At 64.6% G+C, this 20,033-nt stretch carries 17 protein-coding genes and 1 pseudogene; 5 read left to right on the top strand and 13 right to left on the bottom strand.

What is annotated here, in order from left to right; genetic code table 11:
* Window positions 1–86 precede the first annotated feature (86 nt).
* Window positions 87–1,079 carry an IS30 family transposase gene (locus tag ACP16H_RS16680; RefSeq protein ID WP_425073380.1) on the bottom strand — a complete coding sequence of 331 codons (993 nt, stop codon included), beginning with the start codon at window positions 1,077–1,079 and terminating at the stop codon, window positions 87–89.
* 146 nt (window positions 1,080–1,225) lie between these two features.
* Between ACP16H_RS16680 and istA the strand changes: the two genes are divergently transcribed.
* The gene (istA, locus tag ACP16H_RS16675; protein ID WP_425073414.1) at window positions 1,226–2,755 is read left to right on the top strand and encodes an IS21 family transposase; all 1,530 of its coding nucleotides are present in this window, start codon (window positions 1,226–1,228) and stop codon (window positions 2,753–2,755) included.
* Window positions 2,745–3,536 (top strand): IS21-like element helper ATPase IstB, encoded by a 792-nt coding sequence (istB, locus tag ACP16H_RS16670; protein WP_209059960.1) that lies wholly within the window; start codon window positions 2,745–2,747, stop codon window positions 3,534–3,536. Before istA ends, istB begins: the two co-directional genes overlap by 11 nt.
* Window positions 3,537–3,723: 187 nt before the next feature.
* On the opposite strand, the gene ACP16H_RS16665 is transcribed toward istB, so the two are convergent.
* The 6 genes and pseudogenes from ACP16H_RS16665 to ACP16H_RS16640 form a co-directional block, all read right to left on the bottom strand.
* Complete coding sequence (locus ACP16H_RS16665) at window positions 3,724–4,728, bottom strand: LacI family DNA-binding transcriptional regulator (protein WP_425073379.1); 1,005 nt, start codon at window positions 4,726–4,728, stop codon at window positions 3,724–3,726.
* A gap of 52 nt (window positions 4,729–4,780) precedes the next feature.
* A complete protein-coding gene (locus ACP16H_RS16660) occupies window positions 4,781–5,851 on the bottom strand; it encodes an ABC transporter ATP-binding protein (RefSeq protein WP_425073378.1) in 1,071 nt (356 codons plus the stop codon).
* A gap of 4 nt (window positions 5,852–5,855) precedes the next feature.
* Complete coding sequence (locus tag ACP16H_RS16655) at window positions 5,856–6,734, bottom strand: carbohydrate ABC transporter permease (RefSeq protein ID WP_425073377.1); 879 nt, start codon at window positions 6,732–6,734, stop codon at window positions 5,856–5,858.
* Window positions 6,734–7,766: pseudogene (locus ACP16H_RS16650) on the bottom strand (carbohydrate ABC transporter permease). The gene ACP16H_RS16655 and the pseudogene ACP16H_RS16650 overlap by 1 nt, the downstream one beginning before the upstream one ends.
* A 92-nt stretch (window positions 7,767–7,858) precedes the next feature.
* Window positions 7,859–9,097: an ABC transporter substrate-binding protein gene (locus ACP16H_RS16645; RefSeq protein WP_425073376.1), complete on the bottom strand. Its 1,239-nt coding sequence runs from the start codon at window positions 9,095–9,097 to the stop codon at window positions 7,859–7,861.
* Between the two features lie 83 nt (window positions 9,098–9,180).
* On the bottom strand, window positions 9,181–10,365 hold the full coding sequence (locus ACP16H_RS16640; RefSeq protein WP_425073375.1) for an ester cyclase: 1,185 nt from the start codon (window positions 10,363–10,365) through the stop codon (window positions 9,181–9,183).
* 192 nt (window positions 10,366–10,557) lie between these two features.
* Here ACP16H_RS16640 and ACP16H_RS16635 point away from each other — a divergent pair, with 192 nt between their 5' ends.
* From ACP16H_RS16635 to ACP16H_RS16625, 3 genes are read left to right on the top strand one after another with little or no spacing between them, the layout of a single operon-like run.
* Entirely contained in the window at window positions 10,558–10,695 is a 138-nt protein-coding gene (locus ACP16H_RS16635) for a hypothetical protein (RefSeq protein WP_425073374.1), read from the top strand.
* Entirely contained in the window at window positions 10,688–11,020 is a 333-nt protein-coding gene (locus tag ACP16H_RS16630) for an amidase family protein (protein ID WP_425073373.1), read from the top strand. The genes ACP16H_RS16635 and ACP16H_RS16630 overlap by 8 nt, the downstream gene beginning before the upstream one ends.
* A 20-nt stretch (window positions 11,021–11,040) precedes the next feature.
* Window positions 11,041–11,598: an amidase family protein gene (locus tag ACP16H_RS16625; RefSeq protein WP_425073372.1), complete on the top strand. Its 558-nt coding sequence runs from the start codon at window positions 11,041–11,043 to the stop codon at window positions 11,596–11,598.
* 69 nt (window positions 11,599–11,667) lie between these two features.
* On the opposite strand, the gene hisD is transcribed toward ACP16H_RS16625, so the two are convergent.
* The 6 genes from hisD to ACP16H_RS16595 all read right to left on the bottom strand — a co-directional run bounded on the left by hisD (window position 11,668) and on the right by ACP16H_RS16595 (window position 19,562).
* The gene (gene hisD / locus ACP16H_RS16620) at window positions 11,668–12,957 is read right to left on the bottom strand and encodes a histidinol dehydrogenase (RefSeq protein ID WP_425073371.1); all 1,290 of its coding nucleotides are present in this window, start codon (window positions 12,955–12,957) and stop codon (window positions 11,668–11,670) included.
* A gap of 48 nt (window positions 12,958–13,005) precedes the next feature.
* On the bottom strand, window positions 13,006–13,701 hold the full coding sequence (locus ACP16H_RS16615; RefSeq protein ID WP_425073370.1) for an RraA family protein: 696 nt from the start codon (window positions 13,699–13,701) through the stop codon (window positions 13,006–13,008).
* Entirely contained in the window at window positions 13,689–14,372 is a 684-nt protein-coding gene (locus ACP16H_RS16610) for an alpha/beta fold hydrolase (RefSeq protein ID WP_425073369.1), read from the bottom strand. The genes ACP16H_RS16615 and ACP16H_RS16610 overlap by 13 nt, the downstream gene beginning before the upstream one ends.
* A complete protein-coding gene (locus tag ACP16H_RS16605; protein WP_425073368.1) occupies window positions 14,369–15,127 on the bottom strand; it encodes an SDR family NAD(P)-dependent oxidoreductase in 759 nt (252 codons plus the stop codon). The genes ACP16H_RS16610 and ACP16H_RS16605 overlap by 4 nt, the downstream gene beginning before the upstream one ends.
* Window positions 15,128–15,316: 189 nt before the next feature.
* Window positions 15,317–16,474: an NAD(P)/FAD-dependent oxidoreductase gene (locus tag ACP16H_RS16600; protein WP_425073367.1), complete on the bottom strand. Its 1,158-nt coding sequence runs from the start codon at window positions 16,472–16,474 to the stop codon at window positions 15,317–15,319.
* Window positions 16,464–19,562, bottom strand: coding sequence for a LodA/GoxA family CTQ-dependent oxidase (locus ACP16H_RS16595; protein WP_425073366.1), 3,099 nt, complete (start codon window positions 19,560–19,562; stop codon window positions 16,464–16,466). Before ACP16H_RS16595 ends, ACP16H_RS16600 begins: the two co-directional genes overlap by 11 nt.
* Window positions 19,563–20,033: the final 471 nt, after the last annotated feature.

Here is a 20,033-nt window from a genome sequence, read left to right as displayed (position 1 = left end):
GCGCTGGCCGGAAAAGTGGCGTCGCTTCGGAGCTACATTTGATTCTGGCGAGTCTGAAGGCTCAAGCCTCGTTGCGACAGGCGGCTCTATCCCAGTTTTCTCATCTCTTCCCGGAAGGCTTCCAGGGGAGTGCGCCAGCCGAGGCACTTCCTCGGCGTGCCGTTCAGCCGGTCGCAGACGTCCTTCATCGCATCGTCGCCGAGCAGGACCACCGGCGTGTCACGAGGCAGCCAGCGGCGGGCGCGCTTGTTCAGGTTCTCGACCGATCCCTTTTGCCACGGGGCCTGCGGATCGCAGAACCAGGCTGTGGTTCCGATGCCAGCCTCGAGCTTGCGCCAGTCGCGGAACGCGATGCCGCGGTCGAAGGTGATCGACTGTCTCGCAGGCTGGGGAAGGGGTTCCATCACGGCCATCAGGCGGCGCTTGAAGTGGGTCGTACTCCGGTCGTTGTTGCGGAACAGCACGGCGAAGCGGGTCTTGCGCTCGATCAGAGACGCCACGTTCATTTTCCCTGTGGCCCGTTCGAAGATCATTAGGTCTCCTTCCCATTCTCCGAAGGTTTCCCGTGACTTGACGTAGTCGGGTCGCTGATGGATCGACCGCTCCGGCGGAAAGACCCGCCCGCGTGGCTTGCGCGCATGCCGCGGTTTTCTCCGCTTTCTGCGGCTGGGAAGGTGCCGGGCCAAGTCATCGGCGCGGCCTTCGGGGCCATAGACCCAAGCATAGATCGTTTCGTGGCTGATGCGGGCATCAAAGCCCTCAAAACCAAGGCGGCCAGCGATTTGTTCCGGTGACCACCCGAGCTTGAGCTGGTCAATGATGGCATGGCGAAGCGTCTCAAGCCTCAATAGCTTGCGCCGACGCGCACGTCTGGCCAATGCATCCTTCTGAGCGATCTCCCCGTAGTACCCGTTCAGTTCCGGCAATTCCTCATCACAGAAGGCGTTGCGCTTGATCTCGCGGTAGATTGTCGAGCGATGCCTGCCGATGGCATCCGCGATCTTCCGTATCGGGGCCTGGGCATTCAGCATGTCTTCAATCCGACGTCTTTCACGCAGGTTCAGTTCCGTGTGGGCCAAATCTCGATCTCCTTGCTTTCCAGCAGGATAGAGTGTTGGATGTCACTGAGAACTGACCCAGCAACGATAGAAATTGTCACTGAGAATTGACCCATGTGGAACCCTTCCCCTGACGGGATTTGTCGGGGGTCATTGGAGTGATCGACATGGATATTTTGAGCGTCATTCGACGTTGGGCACTTCGGGATAAGTTGCCCATCCGTGAGATTTCGCGACGGACTGGTCTGTCGCGAAATACTATCAGGCGTTACCTGCGTGCCGGGATCGTCGAGCCCAAGTTCAATGCACCATCGAGACCGAGCAAACTCGACCCGTACGCGGAGAAGCTGTCCGGCTGGTTGCTGGCCGAACAGCGCAAATCGCGCAAGGAGCGGCGGACGGCGAAGCAGATGCACGCGGATTTGGTTCAGCTGGGGTTTGACGGGTCCTATGAGCGGGTCTCGGCCTTTGTCCGAGCCTGGAAATCGGACCGAGTGCGCGCGCAGAACACGACGGACCGCGGGACATTCGTGCCTCTGGTGTTCAAGCCTGGCGAGGCCTTCCAATTTGATTGGAGCGAAGATTACGCGATCATCGGGGGTGAACGGACCAAGCTTCAGGTCGCACACATCAAGCTGTCGCACAGCCGCGCGTTCCTGGTCAGGGCGTATTTGCTGCAGACACACGAGATGCTGTTCGACGCGCATTGGCATGCGTTCAGAATCTTCGAAGGCGTGCCGGGCCGCGGGATCTACGACAATATGCGCACGGCGGTAGACCGCGTGGGCGTCGGCAAAAAGCGCGACTTAAATGCGCGCTTCATGGCGATGACCAGCCACTACGTGTTCGAACCCGACTTTTGCAATCCGGCGGCGGGATGGGAGAAGGGCCAGGTCGAGAAGAACGTCCGCGATGCGCGCAGCAGGATGTGGCAGGTGATGCCCACCGTCCCTGATCTCGATGCGCTGAACCGCTGGCTGGAAGAACGGTGCAAGGCGCTATGGGCCGAGACCGCACATGGCGGTTTGCCCGGCAGCATCGCAGACGTCTGGCAAGCGGAGAAGCCCTCGCTGATGCCGTTGCCCACCGCGTTCGACGGCTACGTCGAGCAAAGCAAGCGGGTGTCTCCGACTTGCCTCATCACGTTCGATCGCAATCGCTACTCCGTGCCTGCCAGCTTTGCGAACCGGCCGGTCAGCCTGCATATCTACCCCGAAAGGCTTGTTGTCGTTGCCGAAAGGCATGTCGTCTGCGAGCACCGGCGCATCATTGAAAGGTCGCACCGGCAACCGGGCCGCGTCATCTATGATTGGCACCATTACCTCGCCGTGGTCCAGCGCAAGCCGGGCGCGCTGCGCAACGGTGCCCCGTTTGTCGAGATGCCCGAGGCATTCCGCCAGTTGCAGGATAAACTGCTGCGCAAGCCCGGCGGCGATCGAGAGATGGTGGAAATCTTGTCCTTGGTGCTCCATCACGACGAGCAAGTCGTGCTTTGCGCGGTGGACATGGCACTGCAGGCAGGTGTGCCGACAAAGACCCACGTATTGAACCTGCTCCATAGGTTGGTGGATGGCACGCCGACTGACCAGCCAGACGTGACGCCGCCTTCGAACCTCGTCCTGACGAAAGAGCCCGAGGCCAATGTCGCACGCTACGATGGGCTGCGAACATCCGGAGGCAAACGCCATGCGTCATGACCCCGCCGGCGCTGCCATCGTCATCATGCTCCGCAGTCTGAAGATGCCAGGCATGGCGCAGGCCGTGCATGACCTCATGGAACAAGGTGCGCCTGCGTTCGAGGCGGCGATTCCAATCCTGTCGCAGCTGCTGAAGGCCGAAATGGCCGAACGTGAAGTGCGGTCTATCTCTTATCATATGAAGGCAGCGCGCTTCCCGGCCCACAAAGACCTGTCGGGCTTCGACTTCGCGGCCAGCGAGGTCAACGAGGCTCTCGTCCGGCAGCTTCATCGATGCGAGTTCCTGGATGCTGCCGAGAACGTGGTCCTGATTGGCGGGCCCGGCACCGGGAAAAGCCATGTCGCGACCGCCCTCGGTGTCCAGGCGATCGAGCATCACCGCAAACGTGTGCGCTTCTTCTCCACGGTCGAGCTGGTGAACGCGCTGGAACAGGAAAAAGCGCTGGGAAGGGCCGGGAAGATCGCCGAGGCGTTGGTGAAAACCGAATTGGTGATCCTCGACGAACTCGGATACCTGCCGTTCAGCGCCTCGGGCGGTGCCTTGCTGTTCCACCTCCTCAGCAAACTTTACGAACGCACCAGCGTCGTGATCACCACGAACCTGAGCTTCAGCGAATGGGCCAGCGTCTTCGGTGACGCCAAGATGACCACGGCGCTCCTCGATCGCCTCACACACCGCTGCCATATCCTGGAAACCGGAAACGACAGCTATCGCTTTAAGGCAAGCTCGGAGACCGCGAAAAAGAAGAGGAAGGAGACGCCAATGTTGACCCCATCATGAACCGACCGACATACTGACAGGCGGGTCAAATCTCAATGACAATGCTGGGTCAGTTCTCAGTGACATCCAACAACAATGGGTATCCGAGGCATTCCCCCTCGCAACATATTTTTGCAAGCGTATGCAAACATCCATCAGCGTGCGTGAAGGCAAGCCTTGCTCCTGCCCCGGCAGCGCATAAGGAGGATCAGGTCCGCGTGGTGCCGCGATGGATGGCGACCGGCTCGATGCGCACTTTACGCACGGGGTGGTCGTCGTTTTCGATGGCGCCGATCAGCTCGTCGACGCAGGCCGACACCATGGTGTTCAGCCGCTGCCGCACGGTGGACAGGTTGAACGACGGCCAGGAGGCCTGTGTCACATCGTCGAACCCCACCACGGCCACGTCTTCCGGCACGCGAAGGCCCAGTTCATGCCGGATCACGTCCAGCGCGGCAAAGGCCATGTGGTCGTCGCTGACGAACAGCGCGTCGGGCGGGGTCTCGACGCTGAACAATTCGCGCGCCGCCTCTGCCGCCTCTTCGTAATGGTAGTTGCCTACGGCCCGCGCGTGCAGCGCCACCCCGGCATCCGCCAGCGCCGCGCGGAACCCTTCCTCGCGCTCCTGCTGGGTAGAGGCCCCTTCGAAGCCCGCCAGATGCGCCACCCGCTGCGGGTTGCCCTGCAACAGCATTTCCGCCGCGATGCGCCCGCCCGCCACGTTGTCCGAGGTCACGGCCCGCATGTCTTCGCGCGGCTGGTCGCGGTTGAACAGCATGACGGGAATGTTCAGCTCGCGGCAGCGGTCGGCCAGCGTCGAGGACATGGACACCGACATCAGCACGATGCCGTCCACCCGGTAGTCGAGGATGGTCTGCACCACGGGTTCGACATTGCCGATGGTGTTGGAGGCCATGAACAACAGGACGTGATAGCCGTTCTCCTGAAGCGCGATGGACAGCTTTTCCACCGCTTCCGGGTAGAACTGGTTTTCGAGGTAGTAGACCACAAGCCCGATGATACGGCTCTTGCCGGTTATCATGGCGCGCGCCAGCACGTTGGGCCGATAGCCCAGCTCGTCGGCGGCGAGTTTGATCTTCTCCGCCATTTTCTTGGACACCGAAGCGCCCGGCGTGAAATAGCGCGAGACGGCAGACTGGCTGACCCCGGCCTTGCGGGCCACATCCACGGAAGTCACTGGTTTGCCGCTCACGTCACGCACCTCTCTTTAACCTACAATCGTCTACCCGCGTGCGCGGGGGCTGTCACCCCTCACGCTGCGGTCTGTATGTCAGGCTCTGGCCCGTGGTCACGTCGAACAGATGGCAGGTCGCCACCGGGATCGTGGCGCGCACCATGCTGCCGATCTCCGCCCTGAAGTCCTTGGCGGCCTTGAGGTTCACCAATTCGCGGCCGACGCGCACCGCCACCATCGACGCTTCGCCCAAGAGTTCCAGCGCAAAGATCGGTGCGTGAATGTCGCCGCCCTCTGGCACGAGGCTCACGTCCTCGGCGCGGAAGCCGAGGATCACCTTGCCGGAATGGCCCGTGGGCAGACCCTCCAGACTCAGGTTCTCCGCCTCGAAGACGCCATCCGCAATCACCCCTTCGACGAGGTTCATCGCCGGAGAGCCGATGAACCCCGCGACGAAGGTATTCGCCGGGTTGTCGTAGATCTCGGTGGGGGTCGCCACCTGCTGCACCACGCCCTTGCTCATGACCACCACGCGGTCGGCCAGCGTCATGGCCTCGATCTGGTCGTGGGTGACATAGATGGTCGTGGTCTTCAGCCGGTGTTGCAGGTTCTTGATCTCGGCCCGCGTGCTGACGCGCAGCTTGGCGTCGAGGTTCGAGAGCGGCTCGTCCATCAGGAACACCGTCGGTTCGCGCACGATGGCCCGCCCCAGTGCCACGCGCTGCCGCTGGCCGCCGGACAGCTCGGCGGGCCGCCGGTCGAGCAGTTCCAGCAGGTCCACCTGTTCGGCGGCCTTCATCACCCGGTCATGATGCTGATCCTTCGGCACCTTGCGCACCTTCAGCGGAAAGCGGATGTTCTCGTAGACCGTCAGGTTCGGATAAAGCCCGTAGGACTGGAACACCATCGAGATGTCGCGGTCCTTCGGCTCCAGGTCGTTCACCACGCGCCCGCCGATGAAGATCTCGCCCTCGGTGATGTCCTCCAGACCGGCGATCATCCGCATGGTGGTGGATTTGCCGCAGCCCGACGGCCCCAGCAGCACGAGGAATTCCTGATCCCGGATATGCAGGTCGAAGTTGTCCACGCCGACCACGTTGCCCCACTTCTTGGAGATGTTCTTGAGGTGAATATCGGCCATTGGCTTATCCCTTGACGGCGCCGGCGGTCAGGCCGCTGACGATCTGGCGTTGGAAGAACATCACGAGGATGAACAGCGGCACGGTGGCAGAGACCACGGCGGCGACCGCATACATGATCGTGCCCTCCGTCTGCACCGTCCCGAGGAAGGAGTTGATCTTGGGCACCATGGTCTGGTTATCCTGGTTCAGCAGCATCGCCGTCACGGCAAAGTCGTTGTAGGCGAGCAGGAAGCTGAACAACCCGGTCGTGATGACCCCCGGCCACATCACCGGCATGATCGCCCAGCGGAACGCCTGAAACCGGGTGCAGCCATCGACCATGGCGCTTTCGTCCAGATCCCTGGGGATCGACAGAAAGAACGAATGCAGCATCCAGATGGTGAACGGCTGGTTGATCGCCACGAGCACGATGATCGCCGTGGGCAGGTAACCCCAGATGTTCAGCTCGAAGAAGGGCAGCAGGTAGCCCGAGACCAGCGTGATATGCGGCATGGCGCGGAACACCAGCGCCGCCATCAGGATCCAGAAGGTGTATTTCCGCGTCGACCGCGACAGCGCGTAGCCACCCAGCGTGCCGAACACCAGCGAGATGGAGGTGACGCAGACCGTCACGATCACCGTGTTCCAGGCTGCGTGGTAGAACTCCCGCTCCACCCACGCGCCGCGATAGCCGTCGCCGGTGAACGGCCCGCCGGTCTGGCGCGTCGTGGCCGGGCCGAAAATCGCATCCCAGAACGACGCGCGGGAGAAGAAGTCCGCCTGCACCTTGAACGATCCCCAGACCGTCCAGAAGAAGGGTAAAGCGGCGAGGATGAGCCAGACCACCAGAACCACGCCGGTGACGATCATCAAAGGCTTCGATTGTCCGATCTTGCTGTCCATCAGCGGGCCTTCCGGTTGAATTCGCGCCATGTGCGGATCAGCACCGGCATCAGCAGGACGATCACGCCCAGCATGGTGAGGATCGAGGTCGCCGCCGCCGAGCCGAACAGCGGGTCCACCTGCCCGTTCAGGTCGTTGTAAATGCTCCACGAAAGAGAGGTGGCATTGGCCTCTGCCGAGAAACCGATGATCGGCTCGAAGACGCGGAAGTTGTCCATCATCAGCACGAGACCGACAAAGGTCGCCAAGGGCACCAGATGCGGCATGACCACGTAGCGGATCCGCTCCCAGCGGTTCGCGCCGTCGATCATCGCCGATTCCAGCGTGTCCTGCGGCAGGGTCTGCAGACCGGCGTAGAACACGACAAAGGGAAACGGCGCCATGTGCCAGATGCAGTAGACGATCAGCGTGACCCATGTCAGCGCGGGCGAGGCCTTCAGCGACAGTTCCGGGTCGTCGAACAGCCATTGCAGCGTCGCACCGATCACCCCGTCGGAGTTTATCATCCAGAACAGGATCAGCGAGCCGATCAGCGGTGTAACGATATAGGGCAGCAGCGAGAGGAAGATCACCGGCCCCTTCCAGACCTTCGGAATGGTGTTCACCCCCAACGCCACGGCAAAGCCGAGGATCATCGCCAAGGGCGTCACCAGCGCGGTATAGACCAGCGTGAAGGACAGCGCCTTGTAGAACGGCAGGTTGTAGATCCGCGCCATCACGTCTCTGAGGCCGTCATTGTCCGACAGGATCGCGCCGACCTCTTCCACTGCCAGATGCGCACGGTTGAGATAGGTGCCAAGCCCGTTGAAGCGCCCCAGCGGTTCGGCCTCTTTCAGCGCGGCGGTGGCATCCGGGTCCACCTTTTCCTGTGTGTCGCAGCCGAAAGGGGCCGCAGGTTTCAACCGTCACCAGCACCTGCTCGTGCTCGACAAACAGCGATTGCACCGCAACCGAGACGATCGGCAGCGCGATGAACAACAGCATGGCGAGGGCGGAGGGGAGGATGAAGGCGGCAAAGTCGCGATGGCGCATGTCGTCTCCTTGAAAGGCTGCGCCCCCGGAGCGGGGGGGAGGAGACCCCGGAGGCGCTCGGGTCCGGTCCCGTCAAGGGCCGGTGTATCATGTCAGTTCAGGAAGCCCGCTTCGTTCGCGGCGGTGCGATAGGCGGCAGAGACATCGGCCAGCGCCTGTTCCGCGCTTTCCTTGCCCTGCATGAAATCCGCCAGTTCTGCGCCAAGCGCCGTGTGCATCAGGCCCATGTAGGGCGACATCGGATAGGGTTTCGCGCCCGCGCCCGCATTGCCCAGAACGCCCTTGGCGGTCTCCGGCGCGGTGAAGTCCTTCATCAGCCAGGTGGCAGCAGAGGGGTTTTCCTGCGCCACTTCGGGGCGGATGCCGTGGACCATCGCGATAAAGGACGCTTCGGCATCCTCGTCAGAGAAGTTCTTGGCGATGGTGAAACCATCCCACCACAGCGCCGCCGCCGGGGTGGAGCCGCCGCCCACGGTCGGAGCGGGGGCCAGCACCGTCGCCGCGCCGATCTCCGGCGCGGGGCCGGTCGGGTCGATATGACCGTTCACCATGCTGCCCCACTGGTTGATGATCGCCACGTCCCCGGCCAGATACATCGCCTTCATCTCGTCCGAGGTGAAGGTCATGTACTCCGGCTCCATGTATCCGGTCATCGCCTTCATCATTTCCAGCGTCTTCAGCCCGGCCTCGCCCTCGATGGCCGGCTCCGCGGACCCTGCGGCAAAGAACGCGCCGCCATAGCCGAGGTAGGTATTCACGAACTCATTGCCCAGATACCAGCCCGCCTGGTCGGCCCCCGCCAGCGGGTATTCCATGATGCCCTTCTCGCGGATTACCTTGGCCGCTTCCAGGATGCCCTCCATGGTGGTCGGCTGCTCCAGCCCGGCCTTCTCCAGCACGTCGCCGCGCATGAACAGGTGCTGACCGTTGCCCATGAAGGCCATCGCCATGATCTTGCCGTCGATCTTGATCAGCTGGCTCGGCTGCAGCGTCTCGCCGTATTTCGCCACCAGATCATCCAGCGGCCGGATCAGGTCATCGTTCATCAGCGGCACGATGGAGTTGTTCGCCACCACGGCCACCGTGTATTGCGCCGGGTTCACCGTCAGCGCGGGCACCTGAAGCGCCTTGTGCTCGGTGGTCATGTTCTTTTCCACCGTCACGCCGTCGCCCGCGCAGCTCTCGGCCTCCGCGATCACCAGCCCCAGCGCGTCGCAGTCATTGGCGAGGATGCGGACAGAGCCGCCCTCGATGCCGCACCCAGCCTGTGCCGCCGTGGCCATCAACAGGCCCAGGGCCGTGCCCAAAGCGGTGGAGTTCAGGAATTTCATGGTCTCTCTCCTTGTCGGCCCGACGGTTGTTTGCCACCGTTCGGGGGATCGGGGTGACGGGCGGGGTCATCCCCGCCCGGGGGTCAATTGTCCAGAACCTCTTCCGAACAGGGTTTATCCGCCAGCTGCGCCATCCGGATCTGCACCAGCAGCGACAGCTCGTCGTAGACGGTCCATTCGTCGACGATCTTGCCGTCCTTGTAGTGGTAGTGGCTGATGCCCATGACCTGCACGCGCTTGCCCGTGGGATCGCCGAGGCTGGTCAGCCCGCCAAAGCCCAGATGATGACCCTCCATCACCCAGCGCACGGCGACCTTGGTGCCGCCCTCGTTGCAGGGGGTCGAACAGATGTGCTGCGGCGCGAACTGCGCATCCGGGAAGGCCCCCACAAGGCCAAGCGCCTGATGCGTCACCGAAGCCACGCCATACAGCTCCTTCATCAGCGGCCCATGCCACATGACGGTCGGCGCATAGACGTCGCGGTAACAGCCGAACATCTTGCGGTTAAAGCTGTCATGCAGCCAGGTCAGCGTGTGCCGCTCCAGATCGGTCCTGGCGATCGACAGGTCCGCCTTTTCGGCCACGGGATACTGGCCCAGCATCAGCCCGGTCTCGCCAATGTCGAGCACGGTCTGCCCTGCGGCCAGTTTCGACATGGCGATCCGCTCGGCATAGGCGTCCACGTCCAGTCCCAGCTGCCGCACGATGGCCATCTGGTCCGACACAACCCACTCGCGGTAGATCTTGTTGCGATGGATCATGCAATCCGCCACGGTCCGGCTGACAAAGGGCCGCCCGTTCGCCGGACCGTAATGGCCATTCTGCGTGTAGCGCCCAGACCCGGTCACCAGGTGCGAGGTGTAGAACCCCTCCTTGTCGTCACCGCCCCAGACCACATGCGTCGCCATGCCCCGCCGTTCGGGCAGCGACACCAGCCGCTGGATCGTGTCGCGCACCACGGCCTCGCGGTCGTAGATCGTCGCCATCGGCGTATGAAGCACGATGTTATGCGTGTAATGCGTGTAGATCAGGCCGACGTCGCGCTCGTCCCAGATCTTGTGGGTGCAACGCACGATGTAATCGACGATATCGCTGTAGCAGGGATCGAAGCCGTCCATGCCCTGCACCGGCGCACGGCCTTCGGGCACCAGTTCCTGGAAATCCGCGCGCTCGACGTTCATCACCTCTCCGTTGAACGGCGCATCGTCGCGTTTGGGCGCAGCCTTTGCCGCCTTGGGGAGCGTTGGCGTCTCGTCGGTCAAAGCCATCTTGTCCTGTTCCTTCCGCGCGGCCGAGCCGCGTTTGCATACCTATTCATTTACCTGCCGCAGCTTTTACGTTCTGGCAACGGCAAAATGCATACTTATGCAAAAATCATCGGAAGAGGCTCTCCGCGACAGTCTGCCCTTGCCGGAGGGCGGTTGCATACATATGCAATTCAGCAGGCTGCGAGGAACCAAATGACCGCCGAAAATCTGGACAAACTACTGCAAGATGCGGGCATTTCCCTGCCCGAAGAAGAGCTTCGCGCCACGCTCCCCGGTGCCGACTGGCTTCTGACACTGGCGAGTCATCTCCCGGAGGCCGCGCATGACTGACCCCCTCGACCAGACGCTCACGGAACAGGCCCGCGCCATCACGGAAGAGCGGATCACCGTGCAGGACATCCTCACCGCAACCCGCGCACGCATCGGCGCCCGCGACACCGCGTTCCGATCTGTGGTGTACCTGCCGGAAACCGACAACCCCGCCAGTGGACCGCTGCAAGGCCTGCCCATCGGCATAAAGGACCTGCTCGACGTCGATGGACAACCGACCCGCTGCGGGTCCCACGCACATTCCACAACAGGCCCCGAAGGCACCGCGCTCCAGCGCCTGCGCGCGGCGGGACTGACGCAGATGGCGAAACTCGCCACCTATTAATACGCCCTCACCGGCCCCGCTTGGGACCAACCGAACCTTCCCGCGCGCAACGCATCCACCTGGTTGCCCTGCCCGAATACGCTCCGCTGGAGTCCGCGGGCTGCGTCATCCTGCAACACGAGGCCTGGGCGATCCACCGCGACCGCCTCGCCGACCACTGGCAAAGCTATGGCAAGGACGCCCGGCGCAACCTGATGACCGGCGCGGTGCTGACACAGACCCATGTTGACCGCGCCCGCGCCATCGCGGCGGCCTTCCGCGAAACGGTCGATCAGCACCTCACCACCCATGCCGCGCTGTTGACGCCGACAACCCTCTCCCCCGCGCCAAGGTTCTCGGACTTCGAGGATGGCCCGGTCTGGACGGCGATGCGCACACTGCCCTTCAACATGAGCGGCCACCCGGCGATCTCGGTGCCCTGCGGGCTGGCGGATGGCCTGCCGCTGGGCGCACAACTGGTTGCGGCGCATGGTCAAGAAGCGCAACTCTGCCGCATCGCCCACGCCTTTGAACAGGCCGGGCCCTATCTCTGCGCGCCGACCGGCCTCACGCAAGGCATGGAAAAGGCGGACGCCTGACCGCGCCCGCCCCTGCTTCTTCCTGCTACAGATACATCCGGGGGTGTGGGGGCAAAGGCCCCCACCCGTTCAGGCCTGCACCTGCATCCGGTCCAGACGCAGCTGCGCCGCCCGGCGATGCCCTTCCAGCGTCTCGGATGCCGCCTGACGCGCCGCCGGGGGCGCGACCTGACGCACGCCTTCCTCGGTCAGCCACTGGTGCGTCACGGTCTTGATGTAGGTGCCCACCCACAGCCCGCCGGTATAGCGCCCCGCGCCCATGGTCGGCAGCGTGTGGTTGGTGCCCGAACATTTGTCGGAATAGACCACGCTGGAATTCGTCCCGATGAAGAGCGAGCCGTAATGGCGCAGCTTCTTTGCCAGCCCATGCGCGTCCTCGGTGTGGATCTGCAGGTGTTCCGCCGCGACGATATCGGAATAGGCGATCATCGCCGCCTCGTTCTCGCACACGACGATCTCGCCGTAATCGCGCCAGGCTTGTCCCGCCGTCTCGGCGGTGCTCAGCGTCTCCAGCTGCACATCGACCTCCGCCAGAACAGCCTCGGCCAGCGCCGCATCCGTGGTGATGAGACCCACCCGCGTCCGCGTATCATGCTCCGCCTGCGCCAGCAGGTCGGTCGCCAGCATCTCGGCATCGCCGGTGTGATCCGCCAGCACGAAGATCTCCGACGGGCCCGCCAGCTGGTCGATCCCCACCGGGCCAAAGACCTGCCGCTTCGCCTCGTTGACAAAGGCATTGCCCGGCCCGACGATCTTGTCCACTGGCGGCACGCTCTCCGTCCCCAAGGCCATCGCGGCAATTGCCTGCGCCCCACCGATGCGAAAGATCCGGTCCGCGCCCGACAGGTGACAGCCCGCGATCATCGCCTCGTGGGCATTGGGCGGCAGGCAGGCGATCACCTCCTCGCAGCCCGCGACCTTGGCGGGAACGATGGTCATGATCGGCGCCGACAGCAGCGGATAGCGCCCGCCCGGCACGTAGCAGCCGACCCGCTCCAGCGGGATGTTGCGATGGCCCAGATGCACACCGGGGCGGATTTCCACTTCGATCTCGGACAGCGATCCCAGCTGCGCCTCTGCAAAGGCGCGCACGTTGGCGATGGCGAATTCCGTATCCGCGCGGGTCTGCGGGTCGAGCCGGTCGAGCGCCGCCTGACGCGCCTCCGGCGTGACCTCGAAGCGGTCCAGTTCGGCCTTGTCGAACCGGGCCGAGTAGTCGCGCACGGCGGCATCGCCCTCGGCCTTCACGCGGGCGAGCACCTCGGCCACCAGCGCCTCGACGGGCGCGTTGTCGGCCACCGCATCACGGTCCGGGGATTTCACGAAAGTCAGCCCCTCGGGCAGTTTGAGACGGGTCATGTCGGTCCTCTTCAGGTGTCTGGAACGGGCGTTCAGAGCGGGTTCAAGTCATGTTCTGGCGGCTTCGAAGGCCGTCCATGCGGCCTCGAAGCGGTCGAAATCGAAATCGGGGGCGCGGGCGGCATCCAGAACGATTCGCTCCGTGCGTTGCATCTTCGCAATCGCGGCGGGCAGTTCGGGCAGGCAATGATCCGCGATCACCACCGCGCCGTGCGGGTCCGCGTGCAGCCAGTCGTCCGGTGCGATGCCCAGGCCAAAGATCTCCACGCGACAGGCGACCTCCGTCACATGCACAAACGCATGGCTTGGCCCGACATGCCCCGCCAGAACGGGAAACCCGGACGCGAGATCGCCCAGATCGCGCATCACTCCGTTGGTCAGCGCCCCGGCCATGCCAAAGCCCTTGTGGACGGCGGTGTTCAGCTCGCCCCAATAGGCCCCCACCGGTGCCGGGTCGATATCCTCGACCACGGCGATGCGCGGCCCCTGCCCGCTGGCCATGTGGCGGTAATAGTCCATCCGCCGGGCGCGGATGACCTCGGGCGGCTCCTGCGCGGGGCGCACCGCCGAAATCCGCGCCGTGCGCGCGCGACCAACCATCACGCCCGCGGGGTCAGAGGCCAGCACCCGCCCCCGCGTAAACGCATCGAAGCCGCGTTTACCGTCGATCACCTCGATCGCGTTGCAGACCGTCGGCGTGTCCACACGCCGCAGCAGGTCGAGGGTTTCTGTCAGGTCAGCCATTGGCGCAGCGCCTCCGTCACGATGTCAGGGGTTTCCAGCGTCGGCAGATGCCCCGCCCCGCCGATCACCACGTACTCGGCATGGGGCATCAGCCCATGCATCAGCTCATGCCGCGCCACCGGGCAAAGCGCGTCTTGCGCCCCGCAGAGGATCAGCGTCGGGCCGTCAAACCCCGCCAGCGTCGCGCATTGGTCAGGCCGGTCGCGCAGCGCCAGCGACTGCCGGACAAAGACCTGTGGCCCAAGGTCCAGCGCCATCGCTTCGCACATCCGGGCGATTTCGGGGTCCGGGCGGGCGAGGTAGCGCGGCACGAAGGTATCGGCCATCATCGCCCCGAGGTCGCCACCCTCCGCGCGCGCCACCTGCGCCGCCCGGCCTGCCTGCACCTCCGGCAGTTCGGCCAGCGGGTTGGTGTCCAGCAGCGCCAGCCGCTCGACCCGCTCCGGCGCCTGCCGCAGCACCTCCATCGCGACGATGCCACCCATCGACAGCCCCGCGAGCGCAAAGCGCGGCGGAGCCTCCCGCAGCACAGCCTCGGCCAGCGCCGCGACCGTGGCGTGACGCGAGATGTCCATGCAGGCGACCATCCGCCCCCCGGAAAGCCCCGCGATCTGCGGCGCAAAGAGCCGCGCGTCGCACATCATGCCGGGCAGGCACAGCAGCGGCGTCATGCGGCGGTCCATCCGCCATCGACCATTAGCGCCGTGCCCGTGACCATCCGTGCCGCATCCGAGGCAAGGAAGAGCGTGGCCCCCATCAGGTCTTCGACCTCCGCCACATGCCCCAGCGCGATCTTCTCCATGATCCACGCCCGGCGCGCGGGATCGGCAAAACTCGCCTCCGTCAGCGGCGTCTTCACAAAGGTCGGGCACAGCGTGTTGATGCGGATGCCCTGCGGCCCCCATTCCAGCGCCATCGCCTTCACCATGCCTTCGAGCGCGTGTTTCGTGGCGCAATACACGGCCCGATCCGGCCCGCCGACATGGCCCATCTGCGACGACACGTGGATGATGCTGCCCCCCTGCCCGGCCGCGATCAACGCGCGGGCGGCGCGCTGCGACAGAAAGTAGGCTGCGCGCAGGTTGACGCTCAGCACCGCGTCGAAGTCCTCGGGTCTTGTGTCGAGTGCCGGGCCATGGCGGGCCATCCCGGCGGCGTTCACCACCACGTCGAAGGGCGCGTCGAAAAGGCTGTCCAGCGCGGGCAGGTCTGCCATATCGAGCGCCCGTTCCTCCGCACTGCCGCCCTGACGGCGGATCAGCCGGACGGCTTCGTCCAGCGGCTCCGCCCGCCGCGCGACACAGACCACCTCGGCCCCCGCCTCCGCCAGCGCTGCCGCACAGCCGAACCCGATGCCGGAGGAGGCGCCAGTGACCAGGGCACGACGTCCGTCGAGGCGGAAGGAGGGTGTACGCGGCAAATGCATGGGTCGGAGGGCTCCCTCGCAGGTGTCTGGAATGGCAAATTGCATACGCTTGCAAAATCGTTAGCGCGACACAAATTCCCATGCAAGCTCATTTTGCATACGCTTGCATTTTTGACCTTCCGCCCGGATCCAGAAGGATTACCTGACGGCGGCCAATTCCCGTCCGAACGACAAGTGTCGTCCTCCCTATCAGAAGTTCTGCATCGGAACCGTGACCCGCCCCGTTCCATGGTCGGCAAAGGACATATGCTGCGCGTTCCAGTAGGGCGCGTCCTGAAAGCGACGCTCCTGAAGGTAGAACATGCAGCGCGTGCGCTGGTTGGTCCGGTAGACGTCAGACACCTGCGCGCAGTAGCGCGCCATGGCGTTTCGCGCCCCCGCAGGGTCGGCGAGGGCCGCGCAGATGGCCTCGGCCGCCATGATCCCGCTGTAAAGGGCAAACTGCAGCCCTTGCGAGGACAGCGGATCAAAGGACAAGGCCGCATCGCCCACCGCAAGCCAGCGCGGGCCAGCCACATGCGGGGCGAGCTGGACGCAGGCGTCGCAGGCCTGCAAGGGAGCGACCGGGGCGATCAGCCTGGCCAGCACCACCTCACCCGCCTGCCGCGTGAACCTGTCGGGGTCGCGGTGCAGGGCACTGACCGCCTCGGCAAGCCCGTGGAACGCCACGACCCGCAACCGCCCCGGCAGCGGCGCCGTGTACCACCAGCCCGACTCCACCGAACGTATGCGGGTGATCTGCTCGACCGGGCCGTCGTCGGGCGTGGTGAACCAGCCGACCACCGCCATCTGCGCATCGCCTTTGACCGGAGGGCCCGCAAGCCGGCGCACCAGCCAGGCCCTCCGCCCCGTCGCATCGACCAGACGCGGCGCGAGCACCGTCGCCCCGGCCCCGAGCTCCACCCGGTAATCGACGCCATCGTCGGCCAGCGCGCCCAGCCGTCCGGGCCAAAAGCCGACGCCCTGCGCATGCGCCGCCTCCGCCAGCCGCTGTTCAAAGCGATGGCGCAGGATGTGCCAGCCGCCGCCCTCGGGGTCGTGCAGACTGTCCTGCCAGGCCCAGTCATCACCGCCCCAGGCCGAGACCTTGGCATGGCACGGGAGGCGGTCGGCGTCATGCAGGACCTCTTCGACCCGGCCCAGCCCAAGCGCCCGCAGCAGGCGCTGCGCCGAGCCGGGCAGGTATTCCCCCGGTTTCAGGGCGTCTGACGCGGCATCGCCCAGCACCGCGACCCGCAGACCCTTCGCCCGCAGCGCCAGGGCCGAGGCGACGCCCGCAGGCCCCGCCCCAAGCACCGCCACATCGACGTGCAGCGCCGCGTCGTGCCGCTGGCGTCTACTGACCACGCTGCTTGATGGTCAGGAATTCCTGCCGCTGCTCTTCGGAGGCCCAGCCCGCCTCCTGCAACAGCCGGTCATGGAACCCAAGCCGCGCGTACCGCTGGGTGAAGTCCTTGTGCGCCTCTTCCAGTTCGGATTCCTTCACCTCGGTCAGGTTCTCGACATAGAGGACTTCGGGCAGCTCCGGCATGTCCTTTGGACGGGGCCGCGCCTCGAGCACGCCCAGTTCGCCGAAATGCTGGATCATGTACATCATCTGCTCGGGGGCCGGGTCCTGCGACGGCAATTGGCGCAGCCACGCCGGCCGGTTGTGGAAGGCCGCGATGCGTTCGTCCATCGGCCGCCGCGTGTCGCACAGCGTCTGGTAGTCGATCAGCGTCAGCACCTGGTTGGGCACCCTCGCGGGCCAGTAGGTCGGCACGTAGGGATCATACTCCATGTCATAACCGGACCGGCAATAGGCGGTGTCGCCTTGCCAGGGCAGCGCCATCCAGCGCGTCAGGTCGCCCGGCCCCTGCGCGTAAAGCGGTCCACCCATGCGCAGGACCTCGGTCTGGGTCAGGGTCGCACCGTAATCCGGTTCGGCCTTGCCCTCGGCCCGCTCGCGGATGCGATAGGGCGCCCGGAACATCGAGGCATGGCGCATGGGCCAGGTCAGTTCGCAACCGGGGTGGAAGGCATCCGCAAGGCAGAAGTGCATCGCCGCGCGGTCCAGCATCTCGGGCTGGTCCTGAAGGTCGACCTCGTCGAGCGCTTCCGGATGCGTCCGCTTTGGATCGTAGTCGCTGACGAAATCACCGCGCACCCAGCGGGTCAGGATGTAGTCGTAATAGGGCGGCAGCCGCAGGTAGCTTTGCGCGGCGATCTCGGCGCTGTCATCGGCGGCATTGCTGTAGCCGTAGGTGTCCCCGTACTCCCAGGGCCAGCTGCCGATATCCATGTCATGCCCCGCCGTGCTGCGGAAGCCCGCGTAGACCCGGCGGCGCAATTCGGCATATGGGTCGGGATAAAGGCTGCTTTCCGGGGCAAAGGACAGCTTGCGCATCAGGGCATCGTCGCCAAAGTTCAACGGCCCCTCGGCCCCGAACATCGCCGCGATCCCCTTGTTCACCCATTGCAGGGCGCTCATGCGTTCAAGCACCGGCTGGACATCGCGGGCAAAGGAGATGCGCTTGGGGAAATCCATCATCCCCGCCGTGATGTAGACGCTGCGCAGCAGGTCATCCATCGTCCGCCAGCTGGTCAGGTCGGGCGCGTAGTTCGGCGGGGCCGAGGTCACCCAGGCGGGATCGGCGCGGAACTCCTGATCGCCGATGCGCACCGTGGCATGAACCGGCCCGTCCGCGATGTCATCGTACCACCCGGCGGCATTGTTGAAGCTGGCGGGATGTGTCGGATCGAACACCGGCTGGTTCGAGGGACTGGCGGACACACCGTGCCCCGGAAACACCATCAGGCGCCCGACCGGATCGGTGCGCAGCTCGCCAAGGTAGACCTGCGTCCCCTGAAAGCTTCCGTTCATGGCATAGCTCGAGTCATTCATCGACAGGCCCGAGATCCGCGTCACGCCGGGGTCGATGCAAAGTGCCGCCCGCCCGCTGCCGCTGACCTTCGGATTGCGGCGCGGCACCGAGATCTCAGCCGTCGCGGGCAGATCCATGGCCGCGTCGAATTCGTACCACTGGGCCTTGCGGTTCGACACATGCACCGACCAGTTGATCTGGGCGGTGTCGGAATGCTGGACCTCCGCCACGACCTTGCCGTGCTTGTCGTAGCCATAGACCCGGAACCGCGCCACTTGCCGCTTCAGGGCGCCGCCGGGATCGCGGCTGGCGCCAAAGGCGGTGCGCCTGGGGTGCATGACCTCCGGTCCGATATAGTAACCGTCGTGCCCGCCCTGCGTGCTGTTGCCGACGCGGGCGACGCCGATGCCGGGATGGATGCGGACTTCGCAGATGCGGGCGATCTGGTCCTTTGTCAGGGGAATGGGTGCCTCCGCCGCCTTTTGGTGGGGGAAGGGGCATTTCGGGTTCTCGACCTTCGGCTGACCGGGTTTGGCCGGTTCCTCCACCGGCTGCTTGTTCTGGCTGCGCCGGTAATCGGCGCTGGCCTGATAGACCGCCATGCGCGCCTCGGCGATGCTGCCCACCGGCGCGTTCTCCTTTGGCACGCGCCCGATGTTGAAGGCCAGCCAGTCGCCGTAGATCTCCTGTCCGGGCTTGTGTGCATCCTGCTTCGGCAGCCGGATCGTCGCCACGTGCTGCGGCTTGGCCTCCGCCTCGTCCCAGGCCACCGTCAGACGGTCCAGCGGGAAATGCTCCTCGACCCAGGCCGCGCCCTGCTCTGCCGGATCGGGGCGCTTCTGGATGAATATCTCGAGCGTCGCATCACCGCGCGCCATGCGCCCCGCAAGGTCCTTGGCCAGGAAGTCCGGGTCGTCCGTGTCAGGGTCCCCGGCAAAGGTCGAGGTCCCCGGTTCCAGCTTGTACTTGCAATAGGACGACCCCAGCCGGAAGGGGACGACGCTCCAGAGGTCGGTGGCCAGCACCGAGCGGATCGGCTTGGCCATCGCGTCGAGCAGGATGTTGGTCGCGGGGGCATTGCGCTGGATCCATTCGTCCGACCAGCCCTCGAAGCTGGACTTGGTGAACTCGCACATCTGTTTCGCGTCATCGACAAAGAAGAAGGGCACGTTCTGGAACAGCAGGTCGGCGGTGTCATGCCCGTTGTCGGACACGACCTTCTCGCCCGGCATGCCAAAGATCTTGATCCCCAGACCGATCGTGCTGAGCCAGTCGGGCCGCCCGTCCGCAAGATCCGAGGAATACCGCAGGTAGACCGGGTGTTTCGCGCCGGGATTGGCAAACATCCCGTGCCGCAGGTCTTCGGGGATGGCCTTGTCAAAGGTGATTTCGCCCTTCAGCACGCCATGGGTGCGTAGAAAGACAGGTCGCCGCGCGGGGCACTGTCCCTGCGTCTCGACCCGCCGTTTTCCGGTCATGTCCACGAACATGTGCCGCAGGCACTTCACGGGATCGTGGCAGCTGCAGGTCTCTGTCAGGTGCTCGATCTTTTCTTCCAACAGGCTTCGCATGGAGCCGCCTCCCCCTTTTGACAAATGCGCTCGGGCCGTCCGGGCGATCCGGGATGGGCCATGGGTCTGCACTGAGATTTCCCCAAAGGGTAGTGTTGACCATCCAGTCGCGCAACGAATGAGTGTTGACCACTGTCCAAATGCCGACACCTTTGCGCAGGCTGGCGATGCGTGACCGGCCATCGAGGCCGCGTCATGGGTCAGAGGGTCTTTGGACGAGAGCACACGATGCAGGCATCGTACCTGCGGGATCAGGGCACCCACCAAAGAAAAGCGAACCAACTGTCGCCAAGTTTACTAAAGGTTGCATGGTGCGTTGACGGATTGTTGGGAACCGCCTCTACTACTCCCACAGTTGAATTCGCCGCGACCGCCAGCCTGGGTGCTCCTGACCGGATTCATCCGATAGCGATTCAAAATTTTTGAAAACTTTTCATTAAGTTGCGTCCGGCCAAGCGACTTGCGGCCCCC

Origin of the sequence: Sagittula sp. S175 (assembly GCF_049800975.1) — a bacterium.
In the GTDB taxonomy this organism is placed as follows: Bacteria; Pseudomonadota; Alphaproteobacteria; order Rhodobacterales; family Rhodobacteraceae; genus Sagittula.
This window is presented reverse-complemented; position numbering and strand designations above follow the sequence as displayed.